Source organism: Mesorhizobium sp. RCAM 05099 (genome assembly GCF_059683685.1).
The window spans coordinates 6,121,988-6,145,411 of sequence record NZ_CM185035.1 but is presented as its reverse complement, the minus strand read 5'-3'; the positions used below and the strand labels follow the sequence as shown (position 1 = coordinate 6,145,411).

The following is a 23,424-nucleotide window of genomic DNA, read 5'->3' as shown; positions in this document are numbered from 1 at the left end:
CTTCATGGCGATGTGGAACCAGTCGATGATGTGGGCCGTCGGCTCGGCATTGCGCGGGGTAGCCGCTTCAGGATTTCGGCGCCGTCCGAAATCACCGTCACATCGCCAAAGCCGCGGTAGCCTACTTCCCGAAGGGCATGAAGGGCGCGATCCCGGATTGCCCGTTGGTCGGTGCTGCTAGTGACGAAATAGCGACCGCCACCTTCGCCCCGCCCGCCGCGGCCGCATCGGGCCACAACGAGCTCGAAGTTGCGCGCTGAATTGGAATCGGCGCTGCGAACATGCGCAGTATCGATGCTGATGACGAACTCTTTGCGGCGATCGCCGGGAAGCTGCATTTCAAGCTGGCGTCGTTCGTGCGTTTGCGCCCTTGCGTGCAATTCTTCCTCAGCAACCTGATCGTCGAGCCGTTCGCCAATCCTGATGGTTCGCTTGCGCACGGTGGCATGCGTCTCGGTCGGCTCAACGTCAGCGACACCGAAGTTATCAACATTGGACAGGAACGGCATCGATATCTGACAAAACAGGTTGCTTTTACTCGGCTCCGAAAGTCCGCACGTTCATCGCTATTTGAATGGAAATTGATTCCACATTGAATAGGGTATTGGTGGTAAAAGGGGAAGTGTTGTATCGGCGGCGGCGGGGGAGGAAACGCCATGATCGATTCAGAGGTGTTTGACTTCGTCGAACGCTGTCGAAAACATGCCAATGTCGGTCAACTACTCACCGACCTGCTTCACACGGTCAAAACCCTCGGCTTCGAACATCTTATCTTGAGCGGCGTGCCGCTTGGCGGCCAGAAGCTTGCTCCTATGGTCGAACTGAACGGCTGGCCCAACGGCTGGTTTGAACGATACGTCGATGCCGAGCATGCAGTTGTTGATGGTGTTTGCATCTACTCGGCAAAGACCTTGAAGCCATTTCTCTGGGCAGATGTTCCGGCGAAATGGTCTGGCACAAAGGCCTCCCAACGGGTAGCGGGCGAAGCAGCTGAGTTTGGCATCATGAGTGGTTTTGCGGTGCCAATGCTTAGTGTCAGTCATTGGCAATCGGTACTTTCGTTTGCATCTTCAGCCAAGGTCTGCTCGCTGTCGCCTCGGCAGGAGGTTCAGTTGGTGACAATGGCCGTTTACGCGGGAATGGCTATCCAAGCACTCTCACAGGGAGACGATAAGAACGAAGATCTACTAACCGATCGCGAAAGAGAGGTCCTTCTATGGGCCGCGGCGGGGAAAACATCGTCCGAAACGTCTCAGATCCTTGGGCTCACCGAACGGACTGCGAAATGGCATCTGACAAAAGGCCCGCGAAGCCTTTGGGGTTGCGACCACCACCCAGGCCGTAGTTGAGGCAGTTCGCAAGCGCCTAATCCATCCATAGCCTAGTCAACTGTCCGATCGGACAGGTGACGCATTTTAGCGAGCCTGCAACTATCCTCCAGGGAAGGATAAGGGGGTCGCGTTGTGATAACTGCCCATGTCGTCAATGCGCTGAATAAGCGCCTCTACGAGAACGAATTCGACGAGTTCTTGCGCCGCCGCGTGGCGATCCCTCCGTGAAGGTGCTCGACAAGGTGGTCTTGATGACCCCGGAAAACATCCACCTCAATGCTTTTATGTACGAGCCAATCCTAGATATGTCGGATGAGCATCTGCGCAAACTTTATGGTGACGTGAGCGCCCTTGCCTAATCGCGGCGCACTGACCGATCAAAGCTGAGATGCCGGTGCAACCAACTGAACGGCACTTTCAAGAATGCTCCGAAGGCATGGGGCGGACATTCGGTGTTTCAACGGTGGAAGCATTCTAGCCTGTGTTCGAAGCAGCATGATCTTAGCTGCAGCCGTCAATTGGATTTGCGTTTAGAATACCGGTGAATGGACTCTTTCCTGTACACGGAACCTATCTTACGCTGCTCTTGATGTGCGGACAGTGTGAAGCATTTCAGGCTTGAGATGCGTATACCGCCGAAGCATCTTCCAATCCTTGTGGCCTGTAACCAGCGCCACTTGTTCAATCGTGAATCCAGCTTCGAAAAGCTGGCTCGTCCCTTCGTGGCGCAAGTCATGAAAATGGAGGTCGTGAATGCCCAGGTCAGCGCATCCTCGACGAAAGGAAGTGCCGACTGACCTATGATTGAATGGGAAAATTCGATCGTCGTCATTGCTGCGTTTTGCCCGCTGCTGCTCGACTATGGCCCACGCATCGTATCCGGTTGCCGCGAATAGCGGTATGCGCTGATTGTTGCCGCTCTTGTTCCGAGGGTCTTTCCGGTCACGGATAAGAAGCATTCGCGTGCGAGATTCCAAGTCGGACCAACGCACCTTGCAGATTTCCTCCTGGCGCATCGCGGTTGCAACAGCGAAACGTATGATCTGGCTAACCGGTATAATTTGACGAGCGTTTGCATCGAAGTGACCGATGAGCCTATCGAGTTCATCCTGCGTCGGCCGCCTGTCGCGCTGATTTCCTTTCCCAATGAGGCCAAGCCTCTTTAGGGCGATACGCGCGAGATCAACCGGTTCGACCTTGACGGGCAGCCCGTGCACCGCAGCGGCGTGAGCCAGAATGAGTTTTACAAAGCCTATGTCGATACCGAGAGTCATTGGTCCGGCACCTTGGGCGGCTCGATCTCGACCGAAGCGAATGAGCCGTTCGCGATCGAGTGCAGAAATGTTGCACTTCCCAAGATGCCTTTGCAGCATATCGAGGGCTGCGGCCTTGGAGCGGCGAGGAGACTTGCCTACATCGCACATGTCGTCGATATGAAGGTCGATGAGTTCGCCGAAAGTTTTTAGGCGCGTTATGCGGGACTTGGTCGGCGTCTCGCCGCGATCGACTTGGCGCTCGGTTTCGGTTGCCCAGCGCCGTGCATCGTCTCGGCGCAGGAAGGTCTCGCTGACGTAACGACCTTTGCGACGGACTTGGACACGCCAGGAACCGGACGAGAGTTTAGTGTAGGTGGCCATTTTTTCGTGTGCGCTCCGTGTGCACTGAGAGATCGAAACGTGGCGAAAAGGGTCGTATTCTGGCGTAAATTCGTGTGCACTTGGCAGGTCCTAACGATTTGAGATGTTAAAGAAAAAATGCTGAAAAATCAAGATCATAGACTGTCCGTGGCACCCATGATGGACTGGACGGATCGAGTCGGTGACGGGCGGCTCGCCGGCCGTCGGATAGACAGAAATTTTGCGCACCGGCACCCTGATCTGCTGGTGGATCAAGCCGGGTCTGTGGACTTACCTCGAGGCCGGCAGCGGCCCCGTGGACACGGTAGGGATGATGGCACTCATTGAGCTCCTTTGCTCATGCATTGGAGACCCAGATCGATGCCGGAAGGATGAAAAGACGCTTTGGTCGACCCTGCCCAAACAGGACCTCGGGCGTAACTCCCGCAAAGCGTTTGTGCCGTCTCTAGCAGCAGTATGAACTGGATCAGGTTCAACGGGTCACTGCGCCGCGAAAGCCAGCCGTATCCCACCCCCTCTGCCGCCCTGATGAATGACTCAGATTGAACGGGACGGTGCTATATTTTGTGAAGCGCATTTGGCCGGCGGAAAAAACTGGGACGGAAAGCTCGTGCATGTCGGCCACAAATCACGCCTCGGACCAAGAGAGGGAAGGGGATCGCCAAACCGCCGGACTAAAGATCGATCGTTATGATGATCACGCCTTCAATCGATACCAAAGGTTCGCGCGTAGATCGCCTCGATCCGCCCTGCCTCGTCATTGGTCAGTGCGGCGAATTCGTTTTCGCGGGCGCGGTTCGACAGATGACCACCATTCTGGTGAAGGAAACGGAAGAGCAGATCGGTCAGACGTTCGGGCATGTCGATAAAGGCATCCACCTGTTGCCGGAATCGATCGTAGCGCTGCAGAAAAGCGGATTCCTCGGGAAGGTCTCGTTCGATCGTCCGCTGAACGCAGGCATAGAGGAATTCGGCGTGTGGGGTTGCATCGAAGAATCGATAGAAATCCCCCGTGTCATTCAGCACCCGGACGTTGAATTGAGGCGTCGGTTCCCATTCGACCAATGGCAGAAGGCGCTGCGAATAACTCTCGAGCACCCGCCTGTACTCGTCGATCCGGTCCAGGATCGCGGCCGAGACGGGAAACACCACTCCCGACGGATTGAAGCCGTACATGGCAAGGACATGGTGGATTAGGTAGCGGTGAATGCGGCCGTTTCCGTCCTCGAACGGGTGGATGTAGACAAAGCCGAAGGCGAGGATTGCGGCGGCGATAACTGCATCAAGGTTTTGCGCGGGGCCTTGATCGAAGGCCACCATCCCATCGATGAGCCGCGGCAGGTCCTCAGGCCGAGCGCTGATGTGATCGGGCAGGGGCATGCGATTATGTCGGTCATGCTGGCCGACGAAGCCTCCTTCCTTTCGGAAGCCAAGTCTCACGAAACGGGCATCGCCGAGTACAATTCTTTGCAGACGCAGCAGCTCATCGCGATCGATCGGTTGGCGGCCGGCTTCGCCGATGGCGCGGCCCCAGCGTTGGATTCGGTCTTGCGGCGGGCGCTCGCCCTCGATCGCGTAGCTTGATCGCGAGTCTTTGAGCAAAAGAAAGGCGGCGGTCCGAGCAAGGAGGTCGCGCGGCACGTCCGCTACGATTGCCTCCGCCCGCCTCGGCAGTTCAAGGCCAATGAATTTTTCGAGAGCCTTGGTGCGGAACACCAGAGGGCAGAACTCAGGCGTGCCTGGGAGATTGTCCCTTATGCGGTAGCGCGAAGCGGTCTTCACGGGTCCGGACCATTGCAACTCGGGATCGACAACCGGAACGTAGCGTCCGGCATCCGCGTCGGGCAGATCGAGACGCGCGCCCGTCAGCCATTCATAAAGAAACCAGATGCGGCGGGCATAACTGCCGGTTGGGCGTTCACGGACCAACGCCTCGATCGGTACGGGACCGGTGACCTGGAACAGCCGCTTGAGGACGGCAAGGTCGAGCCCCTCGTACTTGAGCGCGAAGGTAAGGTGGCCTTCGACGGTTGGATGTGGGGCATGGCGGGGCGTCATGATCCTCCAGCCGTCCCGTTCAGTAATTCGATGATGCTCGCCAATGGCGGACAACGTGCGAGGCAAGGGAACGGCGAGCCCGTAGGCTCCTATCAGGGCGCTGTATCCGGCCGGGGTCGCGGTCTCCGGAAGGCGTATTTCCTGAAAAACGATAACAGGTCCTGAAAATTGGTGCTGCTGCGCTGCAGCCATGAAAATCGGACCCTTCGCTCGAATTTTGGTTTCAAGCCAGCCAAAACCGTGAAGAACGATCTTACTACACGAAAATTGGTCCTACAAGACGAATTTCGCCGAAAACAGATTCCCAAGCATTACATAAGACCGCTGATTTGTCCTCCAACCCCTAACGTCTGTCAGCTCGTCGTCAGGATGAAACGGCGGTTCGGGCGCCAGGACCGGCCGCGCATTCATCGGGTAAAGCGCGGTGAACTTGTCGATGTCGGCGGCGCCAACCTGCAGCGGCTCGCGTGCCACCATCCAGTCGACGATCTCCGAGCATGGCGGCGTCGTCAGCGAGCCCTCGTAGCTCCAATAGGCCAGCGAGGCGGGTAGGAGACCGTTCGGATCCACATCCTCAACCAAGGCCTCGGCGACAGCCTTAGCCGGGAAAGCTGCCGCGAGGCGTGCAAGTGCCTCGTTTTTCGCACCCGGTGTCAGGAAGACGCCAAGCACGCCGAGCCCGCTCGAACTCGCTTGCTTTGGAGAAGGGAGGTTGCTCGTCAGCTGTTCCGACTTCCTGAAGGTTGAGCACAGTCGCTGAACAAAGAAGCCCCGTCAATGAACTGCCCCCCGAAAGTTGGACACAACCTTCGGGGTTTTGCATGTCCAGACACAGTGCGAGTTTCAAGCGATCAGTTGTCGATAAGTATCTGAGCGGAGATGAAAGCTACGCGAGTGCGGCGTCGGACCATGGAGTTGACGCGGCGACTGTTCGCAAGTGGGTTGCCTTGTACCAGGTGCATGGCGATGCCGGGCTGTTGGGCAAGTACGGTCGTTACGACGCGGCTTTCAAGCTGTCAGTGCTTGAGCGGATGTGGGAGGACGGTCTGTCGCATCGCCAGACGGCGGCGCTGTTCAATATCCGCAATGCCGGTTGCCTGACGGGCTGGGAGAAGCGCTATCATGCGGGCGGGATAGAGGCGCTCGGCCCGCGCCCCAGAGGACAACCCATGTCAAAGCCGCCGGCCCCCGCAGTGCCTGTTGCAGCCAGTGACGAGGCCAAAAGCCGTGAAGAACTGCTGGCCGAGTTGAAGCAGCTGCGGATGGAGAACGCCTACCTAAAAAACTGGAGGCCTTAACGCAGGAACACGCGCCCAAAAAGCGCAAGCCGTCCAGGCGTTAAGGCCGCTGCATCCGCTTGAGGGACTACTCGAACTGGCGAAGCTGCCGCGCACCACGTTCTATTACAGGCAAAAGGCGGCCTCGCGCCCGGACCGCCATGCGGCGGTGAAGGAGGCGATCAAGGCTATCTTCGACAGCCACAAGGGCCGCTACGGCTATCGCCGGGTGACCGCGCAACTGCGCCGGCTAGGCCGGCGCGTCACTTCGCGAGACCGCGGTTGCGCTGATGGCACTCGGAAAGAACCATTTCTTCGGCGTCCGGGATAGTCGCTTCCAACTGCAGGTCATAGCGCGCGCCTCGTAACCGGGGTAACCCAGCGCCACGGCCGCACAGGTGTTGCGGAACACCTGTTTCTCCTCGGTTTGGCTTACTTTCAACCATTCGCGGACCACAAGCGATCATGCCGCCGCGCCCACCAAGCCCTACCGGCCCAAACCCTGCGTTCACAGCCGGAAGAAAAATCGCGTCGATTGAGCCCGCTTGCGGGTTGCCCCGGTCGGTCGCTCAATCGATAGCTTGGTAAGAGGTGGAGCTCCCATGTTCAATTCGAGCAGATGTTGGTCCAACTCCTTGTCCGCCGTTGTCAGCCGATGATTCAGCCGCAGATAGTCCATCCAGGTCGGCGTACGAAAGGTTTCTGTCCAAAGCAAGGGATCCTGAAGATCGCGCTGGAGGTTCCAGTGGCGAGCACCGACGCGGCTTTGCACGCGCCGTCGTTCCTGCATCCGGTCAAGGAAAGCTTCGACGTTCGCCTCCGGTATTGAGTACTCGATCTTGACAACGATCGGCCCGCTTCTCGGCTTCAGATCGAGAGCGAGCTGCGGCGTTTCGAAGCCAAAAGGATCCTGATCAGAGTCCTGCCATTGGCGGATAGGCATCAGGAGCCCGGTGGCCGCGACCATTATTAGCGCACCAGCGGAAGATTCCAGGGCTGTGGTGAGCGAATAGTTCTCAGCCACTGTGCCCCACAGCCAACTGCCGGCCGCGATACCGCCAGACGAAAGGGCATAGTGGATCGAGAGCGTGCGACCGACGACCCACCTTGGGCTTGCCAATTGGACGCTCACGTCAAGCCCCGTCCAGGTGACGACCCAGCCCGCGCCACCGAGCGCCAGCGCAATAGCCGCCACCACCACTGAGGAGGTAAGAGCAAGAGATAGACAACATGCCGCACAGGCAATGCATGCCAGTGTTGTCAGCCGCTCCTGGGACAAAGACCGCCTCAAGACATTGTTGCAAATGCCGACGCACAAGGCGCCGGTCCCAAAGCCGGCCATCAGGACACCATAAACGATTGGTCCTCCGCCTAGCTGATCGCGGGCAACGAGAGGCAGGAGCGCGAGTATGGAGATGCTGGTCAGGCCAAAAAGCGCTCCACGCGCGATTGCCGCCTTGATCTCCGCCGACAGGGCCGTGAAGCGCGCTCCGTCATGGATGGCAGTGGTCAATGGCTCGCGCGGGAGAGGTGAAGGGCGAACATCCCATTTGCGGCGCCCTATGGTCCCCAGCAGGGCTAGATAGGTCAGTGTCGCCACAGCGAAAGCTGTCAGCGGTCCAAAGGAGGCAACGACGATGCCACCGAGCGCCGGGCCCACGCTTCGAATGGCATTGTATCCAACCGAGATGAGCGTGACCGCGGCCGGGACTTCGCGTTTTCGCAAGATATCGCCCACCGACGCGTGCCAGGCGGGATCGGTGAACGCGGCTCCCGCTCCGGCCATACAGCTGAAGGCGAGAACCATCCAAGGATTGAAAATCCCCAGCGCCGCAAGAACAGTCAGCATCGCCGAGGACAACGCTATCGCGCACCAGCCGGCGAACATGAGATTGCGGCGGCTGTAGTTGTCAGCCAGGGCGCCGGCGAAGATCGACAGGACAAATACGGGTAGTGTGGTCGAAGCCTGCACCAGGGCGACCATCACGTCCGAGGTCGAGATGGTCGCCATCAGCCAACTGATGGCGACGGTTTGAATCAGCCAGCCAAGGCTGGCGACCTGTGTGGCAAGCCAGATCGAACGAAAGGTCGCATTCTCGAGCGGCGCAAATGTCGCCGACGAAGCTGGACTCGCATCTTCGCGCGCCACCCTGCTCATTGGGTTGAGCCCTTCCTCGGTTCACCGGTCGCGTTAGAGGTGCCCTCCCGGCGCACGTGCCCATGGAGGAATGGTCCCATGAGCGCATTTTGTCGGGGCAGCGCAAGATATTTCTTTACCGCTGGCACTCTGGCGCAAGCGATTACTTCATCTGGAATTGCCACCACCGCGCTTTCATGATTGCTGGCCAATGTGACGTCCTCGCCTGCTGCCCGAAAAGAATTTCCCGGGCTACGCATACCTGCCTGGCAAACATCCACATCCGGTCCGCGACCCGTTGGGTCACAGTTACCAAAGCGATCCGGGGACTGTTGTTACGGTCGAGGAATCACTCAGCTCAAATGTGTTCCGATGGGGAATCGACCTTTTCAACCACGGCTATTACTGGGAAGCTAATGAGGCTTGGGAGCCTCTATGGCATGCTGCGAAACAAAGCGCCCAGCATCCCTGTTCTTCAAGGGATTGATCCTATTGGCGGCGGCCGGGGTGAAGATCCGCCAGGGAAAGCGGGTCGCTGCCGCGCGCCATGCCGCAAGAGCTGCAGCGCTCTTTCGTCAGGTGGCGCTTCTGCCGAGCCGGCTCTTTGAGGCCGCAATTGGAATGAAACCCGCCGCCCTCGCGGTCGAAGCCGAAGCGGCCACAACTCTCCCGGTTGTTTTGCGAGAGCCGATGCCGGGCCAACCGCCTCAGCCAGTCTTCGATTTCATCCTCGCACCCAAATCCGAGAGCGGCTGACAGGGCGGCTCTTCGTTAGCTGGATGAGCTGCCGATTGTCATGAACAGTGACAAGGGCAGTTTCAATCTGGAGCGATCTATCTACCGCTAGGCCCGGATCTGGCGGAGCACCCAAGGCAGGCGCCGCTTCCATCGCTGACCTCGCGGCAAAGGAACATCTTTCTGCCACCGCTTTAACTTGCGGGTTCGTCTGCCTCCCGTCAGTGCGGTCGGTGCCTCAGGAACCAGCGCTTCCTCAACCGTCGGCGGCTTAGGAGACGATCCGTCGGGCATGATCACGTCCTTGGCGTCGGATACCGCTTCGCTCGTGGTTGGCACGGGCTGAGAACGAAGATCTTCGGAAAAAGTCGGCTGCGGCGTCGCTTTGGCGATCGCACTTTCCGTCTTCGCTTCCGCGACTTCGTTCGCGATGGCTGCCAGGTCGATGCCGCCCCAGATCGACTGTGGCCGCTTCACCAGCCCACGCTTCTGTTTGATCTCGACGACAAAGGGTCGCTGCGGCTGCCTCATAGTGATCTCGCGGACTTAGGGGAGTTGCGAGTGTCCTCTAGGCGGAGCGCACGCTTTCGTCCACCCGCGCCACGCATTCTCCAAAGGTTTTCGGAGGCGTTGCCGCCGTCCAAGCCACGACGAAAGCGGCTCCCCGCCGGCACCCAGGCCCGCGCTCGCGATCTCTTGTCCAGCTTTCAGGGTGATCGCCATACGATCATATCGCCTACGCAGCCGCCTTTGTTGGGCCCATCGGCGAATCCGTAAAATATTCAAAATGCAATGAAGATGACCGCCACCCTTGTCCATACTCCCATGTTCCTGAGCATATTGGTCCCGTCCAACGCATTTTTGGAATCGGTCACCTGCAACTGATTCATGCTGCTGATGGAAGTATGCTGGATGTCATGAGTGGGCGGACACAGATTGCCGATCGGCAAGCGCTCGGCAATCCCAAAGCCGCAGTTGGTGCCCATCGCATCGGCTTCCCTCCACCGGGTTGAGAAGCCGCAAGAAGGTGGCGCTGACCAGGCTTGTTCCGCAGCCCTCATTGTCGTTGATCCAGACGCGCGGGGTGGTACGGCACCCTGCTCGATTGCCTGGATCACCGGTCGTCAGTGTAGAGTGGTAGCGTAGCCCCTGCGCTGGACCTCAAGCTCCGCCGGCGACATCGCCGACCGCAAGCGCAGCTCGACATCGACGGCCTCCGCTGAGTTCGCCTCACGCCCGTAGCCTTAGGCAAACATACTGCAAAGCCTAGAATCAGGCGTTCCCATTTACGGCGCTACCGGCCGCCCATTCTGCAGCGAGCCTGTGGAGTTCCTTCACAACCTTCGGTAACGATAATCAAAGTGGATTTTTCGCTTAAGCGCTTTATTCAAGTTTTGGTCGTAGATTTCTTCCCAGACGGGGTGATCATCCTGCTTGGGGGAAGAGCATGCTGAAAGTCTACACTTGTATTGCGACGCAGCATGATCTGCGTCTGGTCGCGCTGGCCGCCTTCATCTGCGCCCTGGCCTCGTTCACGGCCGTGAACCTCCTCCACCATGTCGGGCGCAGTGAAAGCGAAATGCGACGGATCTGGCTAGCTGTCGCCGCGGTCGCCACCGGCTTCGGCATCTGGGCGACGCATTTCATAGCCATGTTGGCCTTCCAGCCCGCCGTACCGAGCGGCTACAACATCGCCTTGACGATCATGTCGTTGCTGGCCGCGATCGCCCTGACCGGGACGGGTCTCACGATCGGCATCTCGCCACGCGTTCCACATGGACGCTGGATCGGGGGTGCGATCGTGGGAGGCGGCATCGCGGTGATGCACTACACCGGCATGGCCGCATTCGAGATCGCGGGCCGCGTCGTCTGGGACGTGCCGCTCGTCGCCGCCTCAATCATTCTTGGTGGGCTGTTCGGCGCGGCCGCATTGCCGGTTGCCCTTCACGCCAACACGGTCAAGTGGAAGGCGCTCGGCAGCCTCGTGCTGACGGTAGCGATTTGCAGCCACCATTTCACGGCGATGGCCGCGGCTGCAATCATGCCAGACCCGCGCATTGTCATTTCCGCAACGGCGTTGCCGGCGGACTGGATGGCGGCTGGCGTAGCCCTCGTTTCGATCCTCATCATCCTTTTGGCCATCATCGGCCTCGCCCTCGACGTGCGCGATCTCCGTCGCGCCGGCGAGGCAGCGCGTATGCAGGAGCTGGCCGACGCGGCCGTCGAGGGGCTGATCGTGTGCAACGAAACCGAGATCGAGGCAGCCAATCGCAGTTTCGCCGCGCTTGCCTGCCTCGACGGCTCTCAGCCGGCCGGCCGCCCGCTCGCGTCCTTCTTTCCCACCGTTTCCCAAGGCGAGTTCACGGGCACTGCGCAAACGCCGCTGGAGGTGGGGCTATGCGCGACGGACGGCAGTACGGTCCCGGTTGAGCTGATCCGGCACAGCATGCTCTATGCCGGCAAGCAACACCAAGTTCTTGCCGTGCGCGATATCCGCGGGCGCAAGCGGGCGGAGGAGGAGATTCATTTCCTTGCCCACCACGATCCCTTGACCAAGCTTCCAAACCGCACGAGCTTCAACGAAAAGCTGGAGGCCGAGTTTGCGACGCATCGCAGCGCTGAGAGGTGCCTTGCCGTCCTCTTCCTCGATCTCGACCGCTTCAAGGAGATCAACGACCTCTTCGGCCATCTCGTCGGAGACGCTGTGCTGCAGTGTGTGGCCGACAAGATCAGGGGCGTCCTTAAGCCAGGGCAGATGGTTGCGCGCTTGGGCGGCGACGAGTTCGCTGTGATTGTTCCCGGTCTGCCGAGCGCGGGCTATGCGACGCGCACTGCTGAAGCCATCCTGGACGCATTCAACGACACAGGCGCCAACCTGCCTGCCGGCGTCACCATCGGCACCAGCATAGGCATCGCTGTATTCCCAAACGATGCACCCGATCGGGAGACGCTTCTGAGCCATGCCGACGCAGCGCTTTATGAGGCAAAGATGCAGGGGCGTGGCAATTATTGCGTTTTTGAGCCGTCCATGGGCGAGCATCTGCGCGATCGCCGCCAGTTCGAGCACGACATCCGTCACGCGATCTCGCGCAAGGAACTCCGCCTCGTCTATCAACCGCAGGCGCAGCTCCAGTCCAACGAGGTGTTCGGTTTCGAAGCGCTGCTGCGGTGGGATCATCCGGAACGCGGCGCAGTTCCGCCGGCGGTGTTCATCCCGGTCGCTGAAGAATGTGGCGCCATTCTGAAGATCGGTGAATGGGTGCTGCGGACCGCCTGCGCCGAAGCGGCAAGCTGGCAACAACCGCTAGCAATCAGCGTCAACGTTTCGGCCATGCAACTCCACGGCGGGAATTTGCCCGAGCTGGTCGGGGCAGTGCTGAAAGAAACCGGTCTCGATCCGTTCCGCCTCGAGCTAGAAATTACCGAAACTTGCCTGATCAAGGATATCGGGCGGGCGCTCGCTGCCCTGCGTCAGCTCAAAAGCCTTGGGGTTCAAATTGCCATGGATGATTTTGGCACCGGATACTCGTCGCTATCGAATTTGCGGGCATTCCCGTTTGACAAGATCAAAGTCGATCAGTCTCTTATCCGGGCAGTGGATACCAGCGATGAGGCGGCTGCCGTCATGCGTGCGGTCTTTGGCCTCGCTCGGGGCCTCAAGCTCCCGGTCCTGGCAGAGGGTGTCGAAACGGACGCAGAGCTGACCTTCTTGCGGCAAGAAGCCTGCGATGCGATCCAGGGTTACCTACTTGGCCGACCCTGCCCGATTTCCGACTTCGCCCAGCATACGAGCGGCAAAGGCAGGACGCCCGCTTCCCGACGGCAAAGCAACCACGAACTGCGCCTGGTCAAGAACAGCGCGGCGTAGTGCGCAAGCGCGTCGCACGTTCGTGGTGAGACTCGCGAGCGTTCGGAGATGATGCTGGGTTCCACAGGTCAACAGCTCCTATGCTGAGATGGTGGCGCATTTCGGCAACTCGGTTCTGCCCGCCCAGCCGCGATCGACGGCTGCGCCTTCCCGCGTTACATCGAACGGGCGTAGCGCCTCGAGCAGCGGTTCGCCGTGCCGCTGATGCGCTGGAGAGTACGCGGTTCGGGCGCATGCAAACGTCACACCAATAAGACAGAACGCGGGGTCGGGATAACGGTGTTCTCCCAAGCGACGAGCTCGAAGATGACGAGGTCGAAACCATCGACGAATTTCGATCCCTTCGAGAATCAGCCGGCTCATTGAACCAGCTTAGCCAGCGGGCGTCGAAACAGAAAGCGTGATCGCCAACGCCACAATTGCGAAAACATGGATCACGTTAGGTCGACGATGCCCTAAGCAAGCATTGCGGTTTTCGTTATCTTCGAATTTCCAAAGCCCTCGGTTTCCAAACTGGGCTGTCCAATTTATGCGGCTGAAATTTACTTTTTTCGAAGTGTTCGGTGCTAGGGGACCAACACGCAGCTACTACTCTAGCGTGGGGGAGTGAAAGAGTGATGCAGCGTCTGTATGCCGCAAGGTTTGGTGACTTTCTGGCGGGAGACCTGCGAGTTTTTGGCGGGCCCTCGACAATCGAACCACTTACCGGCCGAATTAGGGCGGAGCAGGTCAGTATCGTGCTTCGCAACACGCCTCTCGGCATGGTTGCGAACATACTCAATGCGGCCACTCTTGTTATGGCGCTTTGGGGCTCCCCGGACCAAACGAAAGCCATCCTCTGGGCGAGTGTTATCATCGTCGCCGCCGGGTTCGTAGGCCTAAGAGCGAGATTATCGTTTCAGCCAGTCAAACCAAGGTCAGTGTCTCGCCGAGCAACGCAAAACCTGGTGCGGAACGCCTTCCTGTTCGGCACTTGGTGGGGAGCACTTCCCGTCCTGTTCTTCAGCGGGGCAACAAGTGCCGCCCAGGTCGTCATTACCTGCCTGAGCGCCGGGATGATCGCAGGCGGCGCCGCTTCTTTCTCCACGATTCCTATTGCCGCCATCGCGTATACGCTGCCGATCTTCGTCGGTTCGGCGGTTGCGATTGTGTGGATGGAAGGCGCCGTCAATCTGCCCGTTGCAATCCTGATAGTTAGCTACGCCATCACGCTGTTTCGTGCAGTGCTTGCTCACGCGGTCGAATTTACCCAACGCTTCATTCTGCAAGCGGAAAGCGAAAATGCCATTCGCAGGGATGTTCTAACGAGACTGCCAAACCGGTTCAGCTTCAACGAGCGGCTGGAGAACGCGTTGGTGGACGCAAAGCAGTTTGACCAGCACTGTGCGTTGCTTTTGTTCGATCTTAACAATTTTGCCGAGGTGAATGATCGCTTTGGCCGAGCCATGGCGGATGCCCTTTTAGTCGAAGTGGCTGCGAGACTTCGGAGATCGACGCGGGAGAGCGATGGCATTGCCAGATTGGAGGGCGGCGAATTTGCAATGATTGCTACGCGCGATATCAGGCCAGATCAGATCAGGTCCTTGGCCAAACAGATCATAGAGGCCATGCGCGCCCCTTTCTTGATCGAAGGACGAGAAATTTATTGGAGGGCCTCGATCGGTATCGCTTTGGCGCCCACTGACGGTTTGGATGCCAACCAACTCCTGCGGTGCGTCGACACCGCGCTATACAGGGCTAAGACGCTGAGGGCGGGGTCCATCGAGTTTTTCAGTGCAAGCGACGATGAAGCCGCTGCAAGGCGCCGTGCCCTTGAACGCGATCTGGCATCTGCGCTCGCCAACGACCAGCTTTGGCTCGCATTTCAACCCTTTCTCGACCTCGGGAGCGATCGCATCCGAGGTTTTGAAGCGCTTCTGCGGTGGCAGCATCCGACCCTTGGCCCAATCCCTCCGTCGGAGTTCATACCCATCGCTGAAGAAACGGGTTTGATTCACTCCATCGGACACTGGGTCGTCAAAACGGCTTGTTTGGCAGCGGCGCGCTGGCCGCGCGACTTGCGGGTCTCCGTCAACTTGTCGGTAGTGCAGCTTAAGAACAAGGCCTTGCTGGATGGAATTGTAGTGGCATTGGCTGAAGCCGGCTTGGAGCCCCGAAGACTCGAGGTCGAGATCACAGAAACTGTGCTGATTTCGAATTTTGAAGAAACGATTTCATTCTTACAATCGTTAGTTTCTCTATCCGTCACAGTTGCTCTTGACGATTTTGGCACCGGCTATTCATCACTGACCTATCTTCGTAAACTGCCTCTTTCGCGCCTCAAGATCGACCGATCTTTTGTCCAGGATATGCTCACCGATGCGGACTGCGCTGCGATTGTAAGATCGTTGGTTGAGTTGGCGCATGAGCTTCGAATCGAGGTAACAGCCGAAGGCGTAGAAACTCCCGAACAGCTCGACTATCTGCGCTGCGTCAGATGTGATGAAGCTCAAGGCTATTTAATCGGGAAACCTCTCCGGATAGGCGAAATTCCTGGCATTGCCGCGGAGCCGGTGGGTCAGGAGCTAGGTACTTGAATAGCAGGACCGGCACTTTTGCGGCGATGGTCTGGTTGTCTCGTATCTCGACGGTCACGTTGCCTTGCTCAGGTAGGCTGAAGGCCGCAAGTCCGTACAACCCTGAGTAGCCCTGTGACGAAGCGGAGGGTGCGGAGCCGCTTCCTCGTGGCGGGTCAACGCCGGAAGATGTACCAAGCGTTTCGTGCGAAATGGTCGGAACGATGCAGATTTTTTTGCCACCTGATGAGCCGCTCTTGCAACAGTATGTATGGAATCGGCCTGCTGGCCTACCGGAGGGCATCACGCCGCTGCCTTCCTCTTGAACCGTCATTGCCCTGACAACACATTCTGCGAATGTCGGCGGGTGTCGATGAAGCGCCTGTTCACGCAGACCAGTCGTTCAGTAGGTCGGGAGGAACCAATGAACCCTGAGGCTTTCAGCAGCCCAGTTTTCGTAAAGCGTGCAACCTACATCGTGCAGGAGATTGCCAGCCTTGCGGACGCCAACGATTTCCTCAACGAATGGCCAGAAGATCGCAGAGACGTGAATTACGAGGCAGCCCTCAGACTCAGGACCTGCTATGATGCATACGATGGGCGAAAACCTGTAAGCGCAGCACGCAATGCCTTTTTCGGCTTTGCGAAACGGGCCGCCATATTAGAAGATGCAATTTCCGCCATGCAATGGCTCGCTGCCTGCAAGTCCGGCCGTGGAAAAGTGCAGGTTTAGGCGTCTGGCACGGGGCACGCCGAGGGAGCATTGTGTCGGGATTTCACGGATAGCAGAAAGCAGAAGCAGGTCTCGACATTAGCGGCGCAACCCCGCCATGAATCAGGTACCGGACATCGATCGCGAGGGGCGAGGTTCAGTGAGCAGCCGAACCGTTCGGCCGAGCCAAGGTGCGATCGAGGCTATTTGCCTCGCAGGAGCGGAGACATGACCGGATTGAGCAGATTTGAGAGGCCAGTCGTTGTTCGGCTTAGCCTTCACAGCTCAGAGCGGATCGTGTTCGAGGTCAATGACGCGGCCGCTATTTTGCTGCGTGATCTTCAACGTCAGACCGCGAAACGGAAGGCCGCGATGGATGCCTGTCTGCAGGTATTGCGCGGTGAGGCTTATCCAGCGGCGGCTCGAAGAGCTTTCGTGGCAGCCGCGCTTGAAGCAAAGATTCTGCGCAGCGATTAGAAAGCTGGGATGCTCAGGACCTGCTGACGGCCATCGCCGGGACAGCCGTAAGCGCGAATTTCTCCGCACCTTTTTCCATTGAGCGTGTTTTGGCATGAAGTGTCCACTTAACGGAGGTGGACACCAAGTGATTGAGGACGATGAACAGAAACTGCTGGTGAGGCGGATTTTGCGCAACGGCCGCCGGCGGTACGACCCGGCGTCGAAAGAGCGGCTAGTTGCGGCCTGCCTTGAGCCTGGCGTGTCGGTATCGCGACTTGCGCTTGAACATGGGATCAATGCCAACCTTCTTCGGAAATGGATAAAGACGACCAAAGACGCCGGTGCTTTGCCGCCACCTGCACCGTCTGCGTTCATTCCAGTTCAAGTCACCGCTGCGGGACCACAGCCTGCCTATGCAGAGCAATTCGGTGGACAGGCCTGCTGCGCGTGGTGAAGAGCGGCTGTCGAAGTCGGAAAGCATGGGCTCATCGCCACTCCCAGCCAAGGTGAGCGCGTCTTTGCCGAACGGCGTGAAGCTGGTGCTGGAATGCGGTGATGTAGACGCGTTGACGGCGATCATTGGAGCTCTGGGCCATGTTCAGACTGGGCGCTGATCTCAACGTCTACCTGCACCGCGAGCCGATCGATTTTAGGGCCGGCATCAACAGCCTTGCGGTCCTGGTTCAGGAGGTGATGGAGCTTGACCCATTTGCGCCTGCGGTCTTTGCATTTTGCAATCGCCGCCGCGACCGGATGAAACTCTTGTTCTTCGACCGGTCCGGCTTCGTGCTGGTTCTGAAGCGGCTGACCGAAGACAGGTTCCGATGGCCACGCCGGGAGACGGCGGTGGTTACGCTGACGACCGAGCAGCTCCATTGGATTCTCGACGGCATCGACATCGATGCAATGGTGCGCCATCCGGTGCGGCAATATCAGGTTGCGGGCTGACGGCTCCCGAATTGTGCGGTTGACGCGTCGGTGCGGTTCAGATTCAAAACTACGATGAATCGACCTGGCGAACCGACTGTTGAGGAGTTGATGGCGCGCATTGCTGTGCTGCAGGCGGAGAACCGTCAGCTCGCAGAACGCGTGGTTAAGCTCGAGGAAGAGTTGGCGCTGGCGCGCTCACATCGTTTTGCGCCCAAGAGCGAAAAGCACGTTGATCGCCTCTTCAATGAAGCCGAACAGGTTGCCGATGAAGACGACGCGGGCAGCGAAGATGGCAATGTCATCGACCTGCCGGACACCGGCTTTCCGTCCACCGAAAAGCCGGAGGCAAAGAAGCGTGGCCGCAAGGCCCTGCCGGAACACCTGCCGCGCGAGCGCGTCGAGTATGACCTTCCCGAAGATCAGAAGGCCTGTCCTTGCTGTCGTCACCGGATGCACCACATGGGCGAGGCCATTACCGAGCAGCTTCATATCGAGGTGAAGGCGAAGGTCCTGCAGAATGTGCGCTTCAAGTATGCCTGCCGCCATTGCGACCGCACCGGCATCAATACGCCGGTCGTGATCGCGCCGATGCCCGCGCAGCCCTTGCCGGGCAGCATCGCCACGGCCTCGACACTGGCATTTGCTCTTGTTCACAAGTACGTCGACGGCACGCCGCTCTACCGCTTGAGCCAGGCATTCGAGCGAGCCGGCGTGCCCGTCAGCCGCGGCGCTCTGGGGCATTGGGTGATCGGATCGAGCGAGAAGCATCTCTCCCGCATCTATGACGCACTGAAGCTGCGGCTCAGGTCTCAAGCACTCATCCATGGCGACGAGACCACCGTCCAGGTCCTGAAGGAAAAGGACAGGGAGGCCACCAGCACATCATTTATGTGGGCATACCGGAGCGGCGAAGAGAGTAACGAGCCGATCGTGCTGCTCGATTATCAACCGGGTCGCGGCCAGATTTATCCGCAGGCCTTCCTCGGCGATTACCGCGGCATACTGATGAGCGATGGCTATACCGCATGGCGCACGCTGGCAGGGGCCACCCATGTGGGATGCATGGCCCATTCCAGACGTCGCTTCGTCGATGCCCTCAAGGCAAGAAAGAAGGGGGGCGGTCCGCCGGAGCAGGCGCTCAAGTTCTTCGAGCAGCTCTACCGGGTTGAAGGCCAAGCGCGGAACGAAAAGCCGGACAAGGGCGAAACACAAGCCGATTGCATTCGCCGCTTTCGCCAGCAACACAGCGTTCCCATCCTCAATGCTCTCAAGATATGGCTCGACGACATCGCGCCGAAGGTCTTGCCCGATAGCAAGATCGGCGACGCCGTGTCCTACACTCTGAACCAGTGGGAGTACCTGACGCGATACACAGAAGACGGCAGGATGCCGATCGACAACAACCTCCTCGAACGCGATATCAGAATCTTTGCCACCGGCAGAAAATCCTGGCTGTTCAGCGATACCGTGGATGGAGCCAGGGCCAGCGCCGTCATATACAGCCTGATGCTGACCTGCCGCGCCTGTGGCGTCGAGCCCTTGGCCTACTTGCGCCACGTCCTCAGCGAATTGCCGCAGCGCGCCACAGACGCCGACATCACCGACCTGCTGCCCTTCAACTTCGCCAAAACCGCCGCTGCATGATCCGATGCAGCCGTCTGACAGCGACCCCGTCAAACGGGCCGCGTCAACGCGCATGGAAATGAGCGCTTACGGACAGCCGGTGGGGTGGAACGATGATGTGAACGCTTGTCCAGGTCCGATACCCGACGCTTCCGGGGACGTGCTCACCTCGAGGCGACCGCCTTGGTTGACTGTGGCACAACAGCGGCGTCGGTGCGAAGCTGACCTCAAGGTGACGAATGCGACAGTTTCAGCGGGTCCAGAGCCGCCGCCCATCGAGGTGCGACCTGCTTCACATGTTCGAGGACCCGCCGAGCTCGAGACTGACCTTCTTGATCTGGTCCGAGCACTGGCGCATGAGCAGCCGGCCAACCTCGGTCGAGCGGGTGAAGCTGATCTTGCGGACCTTGAGGTTTGTGCAGAGTTCGCATCCGACGGCATCGCCCTCAGACGCGTAGATCAGGTTGACCACGCCTTCGGGAAAGCGCAAGGGCAAACATTGCACCGGCCACGAGCGGCGTCTGTTCAGCCGGTTTCAGCACGATCGCGCAGCCTGCCGCCAAGGCCGGCGAGATCTTGCGCGCCACCATGGAAGCCGGGAAATTCCATGGCGTAATCGTGCCGACGACGCCGATCGGCTGCTTGATCACGAGCAGACGGCGGTCCGTCGATGGTGCGGAGATCGTCTCCCCATAGATGCGGTTGGCCTCTTCGGCGTACCATTGCAGGTAGGCCGCCGCATGCGACACTTCCGATTTGGCCTCGGCAAGGGGCTTGCCCATTTCCGCGGTCAATATCGCGGCAAGGTCATCGGCGTGGTCGATAATCAGCTGATGCCAGCGCCACAGAACGTCGCTGCGATCACGGGCCGTCAATGCCGCCCATCCAGGCTGCGCGCTATATGCTTTGTCGACCGCAGCCCGCGTCTCCTCGACACCCATATCGGGAAGCTCTGCCAGCACTTCGCCCGTCGATGGGTTGAGGACCTCAAATGTCCGCTCACTGACTGCTTTGCCAAGCGCCGGCACGCGGTCAAGGCTGCCAAACAGGTCAGGAGATTTGAGGTGGCGGATCAAAGGTGGGAGCAGCGGCAAAGTCGATCCCCAAAAGGCTCTTGGCCTGTCCGGCCGGGCGGACATCTACTGCGCACGTATGGCTTTTGCATAGGACCACCTCTCACGAAAAGTCGCGCATGCTTGGGCCGAGTGGCCCTGCCGCGGGACAGGCCGACGGCCAGCTTCGGTCCATACCGGCGAGGCCAGAACCGTCCGCCAGCGGCGTCGTCCATACCCCCCATTTTCCCCAAACGATCAACTTCCCGTCGCCCTGCCTGGTAGCTATTGCGCTTCCAGCCCCGTCCGTCTTGGGTATCGCATCGGGGCCGTAACGCGTGTCGTTGTGAGCCTTTACGGGCGGACGCTGGACGGTCCATGAGGAGTTACAGCCGCCGATCAAATTGAGCCTTGCAGATTTCTCGTTTTTGCGGCGTCTTACTCCAAAGTCGGTTATGAATCGGGACCGGCCTGACGGCCTGCCCACATTGCAATTGTTACAAAGGAAAACGCACATGGCGACTGGAACGGTAAAATGGTTCAACAGCACCAAGGGATTTGGATTTATCCAGCCCGACAATGGCGGTCAGGATGTTTTTGTCCACATTTCCGCCGTTGAACGGGCGGGCCTCTCGACTCTCGCTGACGGCCAGAAGATCAACTATGAAATCGAACAGGACCGCCGCACTGGCAAGTCCTCAGCTGGCAGCCTCAGCAAAGCCGGCTGAATTTTTTCCCTGACTCCTACCAGCAGCGGAGGGATGCGGTCCGCCCGGATGTGCTGGTCGAGCGATATAAGGGGAGAACAGGGCTCACCGGACGGATTGAGGAGCAGGCTGCTGTTAGCCCGCGCGAAGTCCTTGGGAGCCAGGCTGCTTGAAAGAGAAGGCGGGTAGACCCCGCCTTTTCATATTCCGGACAGATGCAGATTATGCCAATGGCAGCTGCGCCCCAGAACAAACCTCGATTGCTGAAATCAAGCTGCGACCTTCTTGCGCGTCCGCTTCGCCGGCGCGGGGTTTTCCGGCTCTGCCGGTTTGCGGCCGAGCCCCATCGTCTTGGCCAATGCCGAGCGCGTAGCGGCGTAATTCGGCGCTACCATGGGATAATCCGACGGCAGACCCCATTTGGCGCGATAGTCGTCTGGCGTCAGCCCGTAGTGGGTCGACAGATGGCGCTTGAGCGATTTGAATTTCTTGCCATCGTCAAGGCAGATGATGTAGTCCGGCGTTACCGACTTCCTGATCGATACGGCAGGCTTGAGAAACTCCGGTTCTTCCGCCGAAACGCTAGTGCCGGCCGTGCCTTTGAGTGCCGCGTGCACCTGGCCGATCAGGGCAGGGAGTTCGCCCACCGGGACCGGATTGTTCGAGACATAGGCAGAGACGACATCGGCGGTGAGCTCGATGAGGACGTCGATGTTGTTGTCGGCTTCTTCTGTCATGAAACTCTCCGGGTGGCTTGAAAGACAGTCGGCGAAGTGTCGCTACATAGTGCCGGTTGCCGCTGAAAGCAATAAAGCCCCGGCAAGACTGTTGCGATGCTCGTCCTGCACTGCGGTCAATAGCGACGCTTCCCGCCGTCTTGTGCATTCTGATCCGACCGCGGTTGGCGCATCCCTGCTTGATGTAGCATGAGGGAGCGATCCTGACCTGAAACGCTGGCAAGCCTGTTCTCGATCTCTTTCTACGCTGAAGATCGGAATCGATCATTCGAAGAATTCCGGTCCGGCACGCTGGACAATGGCTCCCTCTGCGAGCAGAGCTGGCCGCCTGTGAAGCAGCAGAATCGAACTCGCCGGTAGGACAGGCGTTCTCCTGTTCCTCTGCAACCATCTGGTCGAGACCGGAAACGATTGCCACGAGAACCCGGGCGCCAAGGCTCGTCCACCGGGGAGGGGTCCGGTGCCCAGAATCAGCAAGAGCCGGCGGCTCGCGCGTTCAGCTTCGTCCTAGACGAGCCTTCGCCCCGAAAAGCAGCACCGCGCCATTGAGGGAGGGGGGCAGGGATGACGCCACGGCGCTTGTGCTGTGGCAGCATCCGCACCGACCGCACCAGTGCTCACAACCGAAAAACCCGCCACTCTTGAGGGCAAGAGCGGCGGGCTTTTTGCAGAGTTACTCGAACTGAATACGCGTTCCCATTCACATTGGCCGCGGATAATTAAGACTGCATTAAAATGCAAAATTTGGGCATCTAAATCGATCCGAGCGCAAGATACCGCGTGCCCGGACGTTCCGCGCCTGAATTGCCTCCGTAGTCATATCGACAAGTCATCAGCCGTCAGAAAATCTTTGCTTGACGTAACGTAAGGTCCCGTGTTTTTCGCCGTGCATGGAGCGACTTCCAGTCTCGGTCCAGGGCGACGAAAATGAGGGGCGGCAATGGTGGCTGGCGAACCAAACGACGTGCGCGTCAAGCGTTGTGGTGGGGGATGGGCCGTTCATATTGTTGAGAACGGCAAACTGACAGTTCATCGGTTCAAGACGCAGTCGCCCGCCGAACATTTTGCCGATGACCAACGAGCCAGGCTCGGCCTTGCTAGCAGGCCACCAATTGACGAACACTGATGTCACATGTGCGGCGGGTGTCACGCCCCGGAGACCATGGCAGGAATGGCCAAAGCCTCATCAGTCTCGTCAAGGATCGAGAAGGTGTAGCGGCCATCTGCGTCAAGATCGACGGAGTAGCTTAGGCGGTCGAGTATGTTGTTATCCTGGTCGAACGTAACGATCCGGGGCTTCAGAGAGGTAATATGCGCTTCGTCCAGGTAGATGGAGTTGCAGACAATGATCTGGTCGTCGGGCTGGCAAGTGCGGGCCGCTGCTCCATTGAGAATACAGCATCGTGAACCGCGCTCGCCCAGGATGACATAGGTCGAAATCCGCGCCCCGGAATTCTTGTTCCATATCTCCACGAATTCCATGGGCAGGATCCCCGCTTCTTCGCAGTGGTCAGGGTCAAGCGTTATCGAACCGTGGTAGTTGAGGTTCGCTTCGGTGACGTAGATGCCGTGCAGCTTGCCGGCGACTAGTTTTCGCATGGGTCTG

The 23,424-nt window shown here is 59.0% G+C and carries 21 protein-coding genes and 3 pseudogenes; 14 read left to right on the top strand and 10 right to left on the bottom strand.

Going from position 1 to position 23,424, the window contains the following annotated elements:
- Positions 1-2 precede the first annotated feature (2 nt).
- Entirely contained in the window at positions 3-509 is a 507-nt protein-coding gene (locus AC56QQ_RS30495) for a hypothetical protein (protein WP_497124477.1), read from the bottom strand.
- A gap of 147 nt (positions 510-656) precedes the next feature.
- Between AC56QQ_RS30495 and AC56QQ_RS30490 the strand changes: the two genes are divergently transcribed.
- Complete coding sequence (locus AC56QQ_RS30490) at positions 657-1,349, top strand: helix-turn-helix transcriptional regulator (protein WP_497124475.1); 693 nt, start codon at positions 657-659, stop codon at positions 1,347-1,349.
- A 206-nt stretch (positions 1,350-1,555) separates the two neighbouring features.
- A complete protein-coding gene (locus AC56QQ_RS30485) occupies positions 1,556-1,690 on the top strand; it encodes a hypothetical protein (protein WP_497124473.1) in 135 nt (44 codons plus the stop codon).
- Between the two features lie 216 nt (positions 1,691-1,906).
- Here AC56QQ_RS30485 and AC56QQ_RS30480 read toward each other — a convergent pair whose 3' ends face one another.
- From AC56QQ_RS30480 to AC56QQ_RS30470, 3 genes and pseudogenes are all read right to left on the bottom strand, one after another.
- On the bottom strand, positions 1,907-2,968 hold the full coding sequence (locus AC56QQ_RS30480) for a tyrosine-type recombinase/integrase (protein ID WP_497124472.1): 1,062 nt from the start codon (positions 2,966-2,968) through the stop codon (positions 1,907-1,909).
- A 705-nt stretch (positions 2,969-3,673) separates the two neighbouring features.
- Entirely contained in the window at positions 3,674-5,218 is a 1,545-nt protein-coding gene (locus AC56QQ_RS30475) for a Fic family protein (RefSeq protein WP_497124471.1), read from the bottom strand.
- A 161-nt stretch (positions 5,219-5,379) separates the two neighbouring features.
- Positions 5,380-5,713 (bottom strand): annotated as a pseudogene (locus AC56QQ_RS30470) (carbonic anhydrase family protein); the annotation flags it as partial.
- Positions 5,714-5,847: 134 nt separating this feature from the next.
- Between AC56QQ_RS30470 and AC56QQ_RS30465 the strand changes: the two are divergent.
- Positions 5,848-6,324: a transposase gene (locus tag AC56QQ_RS30465; protein ID WP_497124470.1), complete on the top strand. Its 477-nt coding sequence runs from the start codon at positions 5,848-5,850 to the stop codon at positions 6,322-6,324.
- Positions 6,325-6,472: 148 nt separating this feature from the next.
- Positions 6,473-6,634, top strand: coding sequence for an IS3 family transposase (locus AC56QQ_RS30460; protein ID WP_497124469.1), 162 nt, complete (start codon positions 6,473-6,475; stop codon positions 6,632-6,634).
- Positions 6,635-6,811: 177 nt separating this feature from the next.
- On the opposite strand, the gene AC56QQ_RS30455 is transcribed toward AC56QQ_RS30460, so the two are convergent.
- Entirely contained in the window at positions 6,812-8,461 is a 1,650-nt protein-coding gene (locus tag AC56QQ_RS30455; protein WP_497124468.1) for an MFS transporter, read from the bottom strand.
- A 343-nt stretch (positions 8,462-8,804) separates the two neighbouring features.
- On the opposite strand from AC56QQ_RS30455, the gene AC56QQ_RS30450 reads away from it, so the two are divergent.
- Together AC56QQ_RS30450 and AC56QQ_RS30445 are read left to right on the top strand one after the other, a co-directional pair.
- Positions 8,805-8,927, top strand: coding sequence for a DUF309 domain-containing protein (locus AC56QQ_RS30450; protein WP_497129179.1), 123 nt, complete (start codon positions 8,805-8,807; stop codon positions 8,925-8,927).
- Positions 8,876-9,196 carry a DUF309 domain-containing protein gene (locus tag AC56QQ_RS30445; protein ID WP_489863707.1) on the top strand — a complete coding sequence of 107 codons (321 nt, stop codon included), beginning with the start codon at positions 8,876-8,878 and terminating at the stop codon, positions 9,194-9,196. The genes AC56QQ_RS30450 and AC56QQ_RS30445 overlap by 52 nt, the downstream gene beginning before the upstream one ends.
- Positions 9,197-9,283: 87 nt before the next feature.
- On the opposite strand, the gene AC56QQ_RS30440 is transcribed toward AC56QQ_RS30445, so the two are convergent.
- Positions 9,284-9,706: a hypothetical protein gene (locus tag AC56QQ_RS30440; RefSeq protein WP_497124466.1), complete on the bottom strand. Its 423-nt coding sequence runs from the start codon at positions 9,704-9,706 to the stop codon at positions 9,284-9,286.
- A gap of 251 nt (positions 9,707-9,957) precedes the next feature.
- The gene (locus tag AC56QQ_RS30435; protein WP_497124465.1) at positions 9,958-10,161 is read right to left on the bottom strand and encodes a hypothetical protein; all 204 of its coding nucleotides are present in this window, start codon (positions 10,159-10,161) and stop codon (positions 9,958-9,960) included.
- A gap of 461 nt (positions 10,162-10,622) precedes the next feature.
- On the opposite strand from AC56QQ_RS30435, the gene AC56QQ_RS30430 reads away from it, so the two are divergent.
- From AC56QQ_RS30430 to tnpC, 7 genes and pseudogenes are all read left to right on the top strand, one after another.
- Positions 10,623-13,043, top strand: a complete 2,421-nt coding sequence (locus tag AC56QQ_RS30430; protein ID WP_497124463.1) for a bifunctional diguanylate cyclase/phosphodiesterase — start codon at positions 10,623-10,625, stop codon at positions 13,041-13,043.
- Positions 13,044-13,990: 947 nt separating this feature from the next.
- On the top strand, positions 13,991-15,619 hold the full coding sequence (locus AC56QQ_RS30425) for a putative bifunctional diguanylate cyclase/phosphodiesterase (RefSeq protein WP_497124461.1): 1,629 nt from the start codon (positions 13,991-13,993) through the stop codon (positions 15,617-15,619).
- A gap of 403 nt (positions 15,620-16,022) precedes the next feature.
- Positions 16,023-16,331 (top strand): DUF982 domain-containing protein, encoded by a 309-nt coding sequence (locus AC56QQ_RS30420; protein ID WP_497129177.1) that lies wholly within the window; start codon positions 16,023-16,025, stop codon positions 16,329-16,331.
- Positions 16,332-16,538: 207 nt separating this feature from the next.
- Positions 16,539-16,787: a DUF982 domain-containing protein gene (locus tag AC56QQ_RS30415; protein WP_497124459.1), complete on the top strand. Its 249-nt coding sequence runs from the start codon at positions 16,539-16,541 to the stop codon at positions 16,785-16,787.
- A 127-nt stretch (positions 16,788-16,914) separates the two neighbouring features.
- A pseudogene (gene tnpA, locus AC56QQ_RS30410) lies at positions 16,915-17,383 on the top strand (IS66-like element accessory protein TnpA).
- Positions 17,364-17,717, top strand: a complete 354-nt coding sequence (gene tnpB / locus AC56QQ_RS30405) for an IS66 family insertion sequence element accessory protein TnpB (RefSeq protein WP_258580693.1) — start codon at positions 17,364-17,366, stop codon at positions 17,715-17,717. The pseudogene tnpA and the gene tnpB overlap by 20 nt, the downstream one beginning before the upstream one ends.
- A gap of 54 nt (positions 17,718-17,771) precedes the next feature.
- Positions 17,772-19,343, top strand: a complete 1,572-nt coding sequence (tnpC, locus tag AC56QQ_RS30400) for an IS66 family transposase (protein ID WP_497123677.1) — start codon at positions 17,772-17,774, stop codon at positions 19,341-19,343.
- 280 nt (positions 19,344-19,623) lie between these two features.
- Here the strand turns inward: tnpC and AC56QQ_RS30395 are convergent.
- Positions 19,624-20,416: pseudogene (locus tag AC56QQ_RS30395) on the bottom strand (aldehyde dehydrogenase family protein); the annotation flags it as partial.
- Positions 20,417-20,889: 473 nt separating this feature from the next.
- Here AC56QQ_RS30395 and AC56QQ_RS30390 point away from each other — a divergent pair.
- Positions 20,890-21,102 (top strand): cold-shock protein, encoded by a 213-nt coding sequence (locus tag AC56QQ_RS30390; RefSeq protein ID WP_023749661.1) that lies wholly within the window; start codon positions 20,890-20,892, stop codon positions 21,100-21,102.
- Positions 21,103-21,350: 248 nt separating this feature from the next.
- On the opposite strand, the gene AC56QQ_RS30385 is transcribed toward AC56QQ_RS30390, so the two are convergent.
- The gene (locus tag AC56QQ_RS30385) at positions 21,351-21,818 is read right to left on the bottom strand and encodes a Ros/MucR family transcriptional regulator (protein ID WP_497124458.1); all 468 of its coding nucleotides are present in this window, start codon (positions 21,816-21,818) and stop codon (positions 21,351-21,353) included.
- A gap of 1,146 nt (positions 21,819-22,964) precedes the next feature.
- Positions 22,965-23,417 carry an aspartate 1-decarboxylase gene (panD, locus tag AC56QQ_RS30380; RefSeq protein WP_111548091.1) on the bottom strand — a complete coding sequence of 151 codons (453 nt, stop codon included), beginning with the start codon at positions 23,415-23,417 and terminating at the stop codon, positions 22,965-22,967.
- Positions 23,418-23,424 lie beyond the last annotated feature (7 nt).

Excerpts from the sequence above, each read along its gene's own strand:
- AC56QQ_RS30495 (WP_497124477.1), bottom strand. The coding sequence starts at position 509 with ATGCCGTTCCTGTCCAATGTTGATAACTTCGGTGTCGCTGACGTTGAG.
- AC56QQ_RS30490 (WP_497124475.1), top strand. The coding sequence starts at position 657 with ATGATCGATTCAGAGGTGTTTGACTTCGTCGAACGCTGTCGAAAACAT.
- AC56QQ_RS30480 (WP_497124472.1), bottom strand. The coding sequence starts at position 2,968 with ATGGCCACCTACACTAAACTCTCGTCCGGTTCCTGGCGTGTCCAAGTC.
- AC56QQ_RS30475 (WP_497124471.1), bottom strand. The coding sequence starts at position 5,218 with ATGGCTGCAGCGCAGCAGCACCAATTTTCAGGACCTGTTATCGTTTTT.
- AC56QQ_RS30465 (WP_497124470.1), top strand. The coding sequence starts at position 5,848 with ATGTCCAGACACAGTGCGAGTTTCAAGCGATCAGTTGTCGATAAGTAT.
- AC56QQ_RS30455 (WP_497124468.1), bottom strand. The coding sequence starts at position 8,461 with ATGAGCAGGGTGGCGCGCGAAGATGCGAGTCCAGCTTCGTCGGCGACA.
- AC56QQ_RS30445 (WP_489863707.1), top strand. The coding sequence starts at position 8,876 with ATGGCATGCTGCGAAACAAAGCGCCCAGCATCCCTGTTCTTCAAGGGA.
- AC56QQ_RS30440 (WP_497124466.1), bottom strand. The coding sequence starts at position 9,706 with ATGAGGCAGCCGCAGCGACCCTTTGTCGTCGAGATCAAACAGAAGCGT.
- AC56QQ_RS30435 (WP_497124465.1), bottom strand. The coding sequence starts at position 10,161 with ATGGGCACCAACTGCGGCTTTGGGATTGCCGAGCGCTTGCCGATCGGC.
- AC56QQ_RS30430 (WP_497124463.1), top strand. The coding sequence starts at position 10,623 with ATGCTGAAAGTCTACACTTGTATTGCGACGCAGCATGATCTGCGTCTG.
- AC56QQ_RS30420 (WP_497129177.1), top strand. The coding sequence starts at position 16,023 with ATGAACCCTGAGGCTTTCAGCAGCCCAGTTTTCGTAAAGCGTGCAACC.
- AC56QQ_RS30415 (WP_497124459.1), top strand. The coding sequence starts at position 16,539 with ATGACCGGATTGAGCAGATTTGAGAGGCCAGTCGTTGTTCGGCTTAGC.
- tnpB (WP_258580693.1), top strand. The coding sequence starts at position 17,364 with ATGTTCAGACTGGGCGCTGATCTCAACGTCTACCTGCACCGCGAGCCG.
- tnpC (WP_497123677.1), top strand. The coding sequence starts at position 17,772 with ATGAATCGACCTGGCGAACCGACTGTTGAGGAGTTGATGGCGCGCATT.
- AC56QQ_RS30390 (WP_023749661.1), top strand. The coding sequence starts at position 20,890 with ATGGCGACTGGAACGGTAAAATGGTTCAACAGCACCAAGGGATTTGGA.
- AC56QQ_RS30385 (WP_497124458.1), bottom strand. The coding sequence starts at position 21,818 with ATGACAGAAGAAGCCGACAACAACATCGACGTCCTCATCGAGCTCACC.
- panD (WP_111548091.1), bottom strand. The coding sequence starts at position 23,417 with ATGCGAAAACTAGTCGCCGGCAAGCTGCACGGCATCTACGTCACCGAA.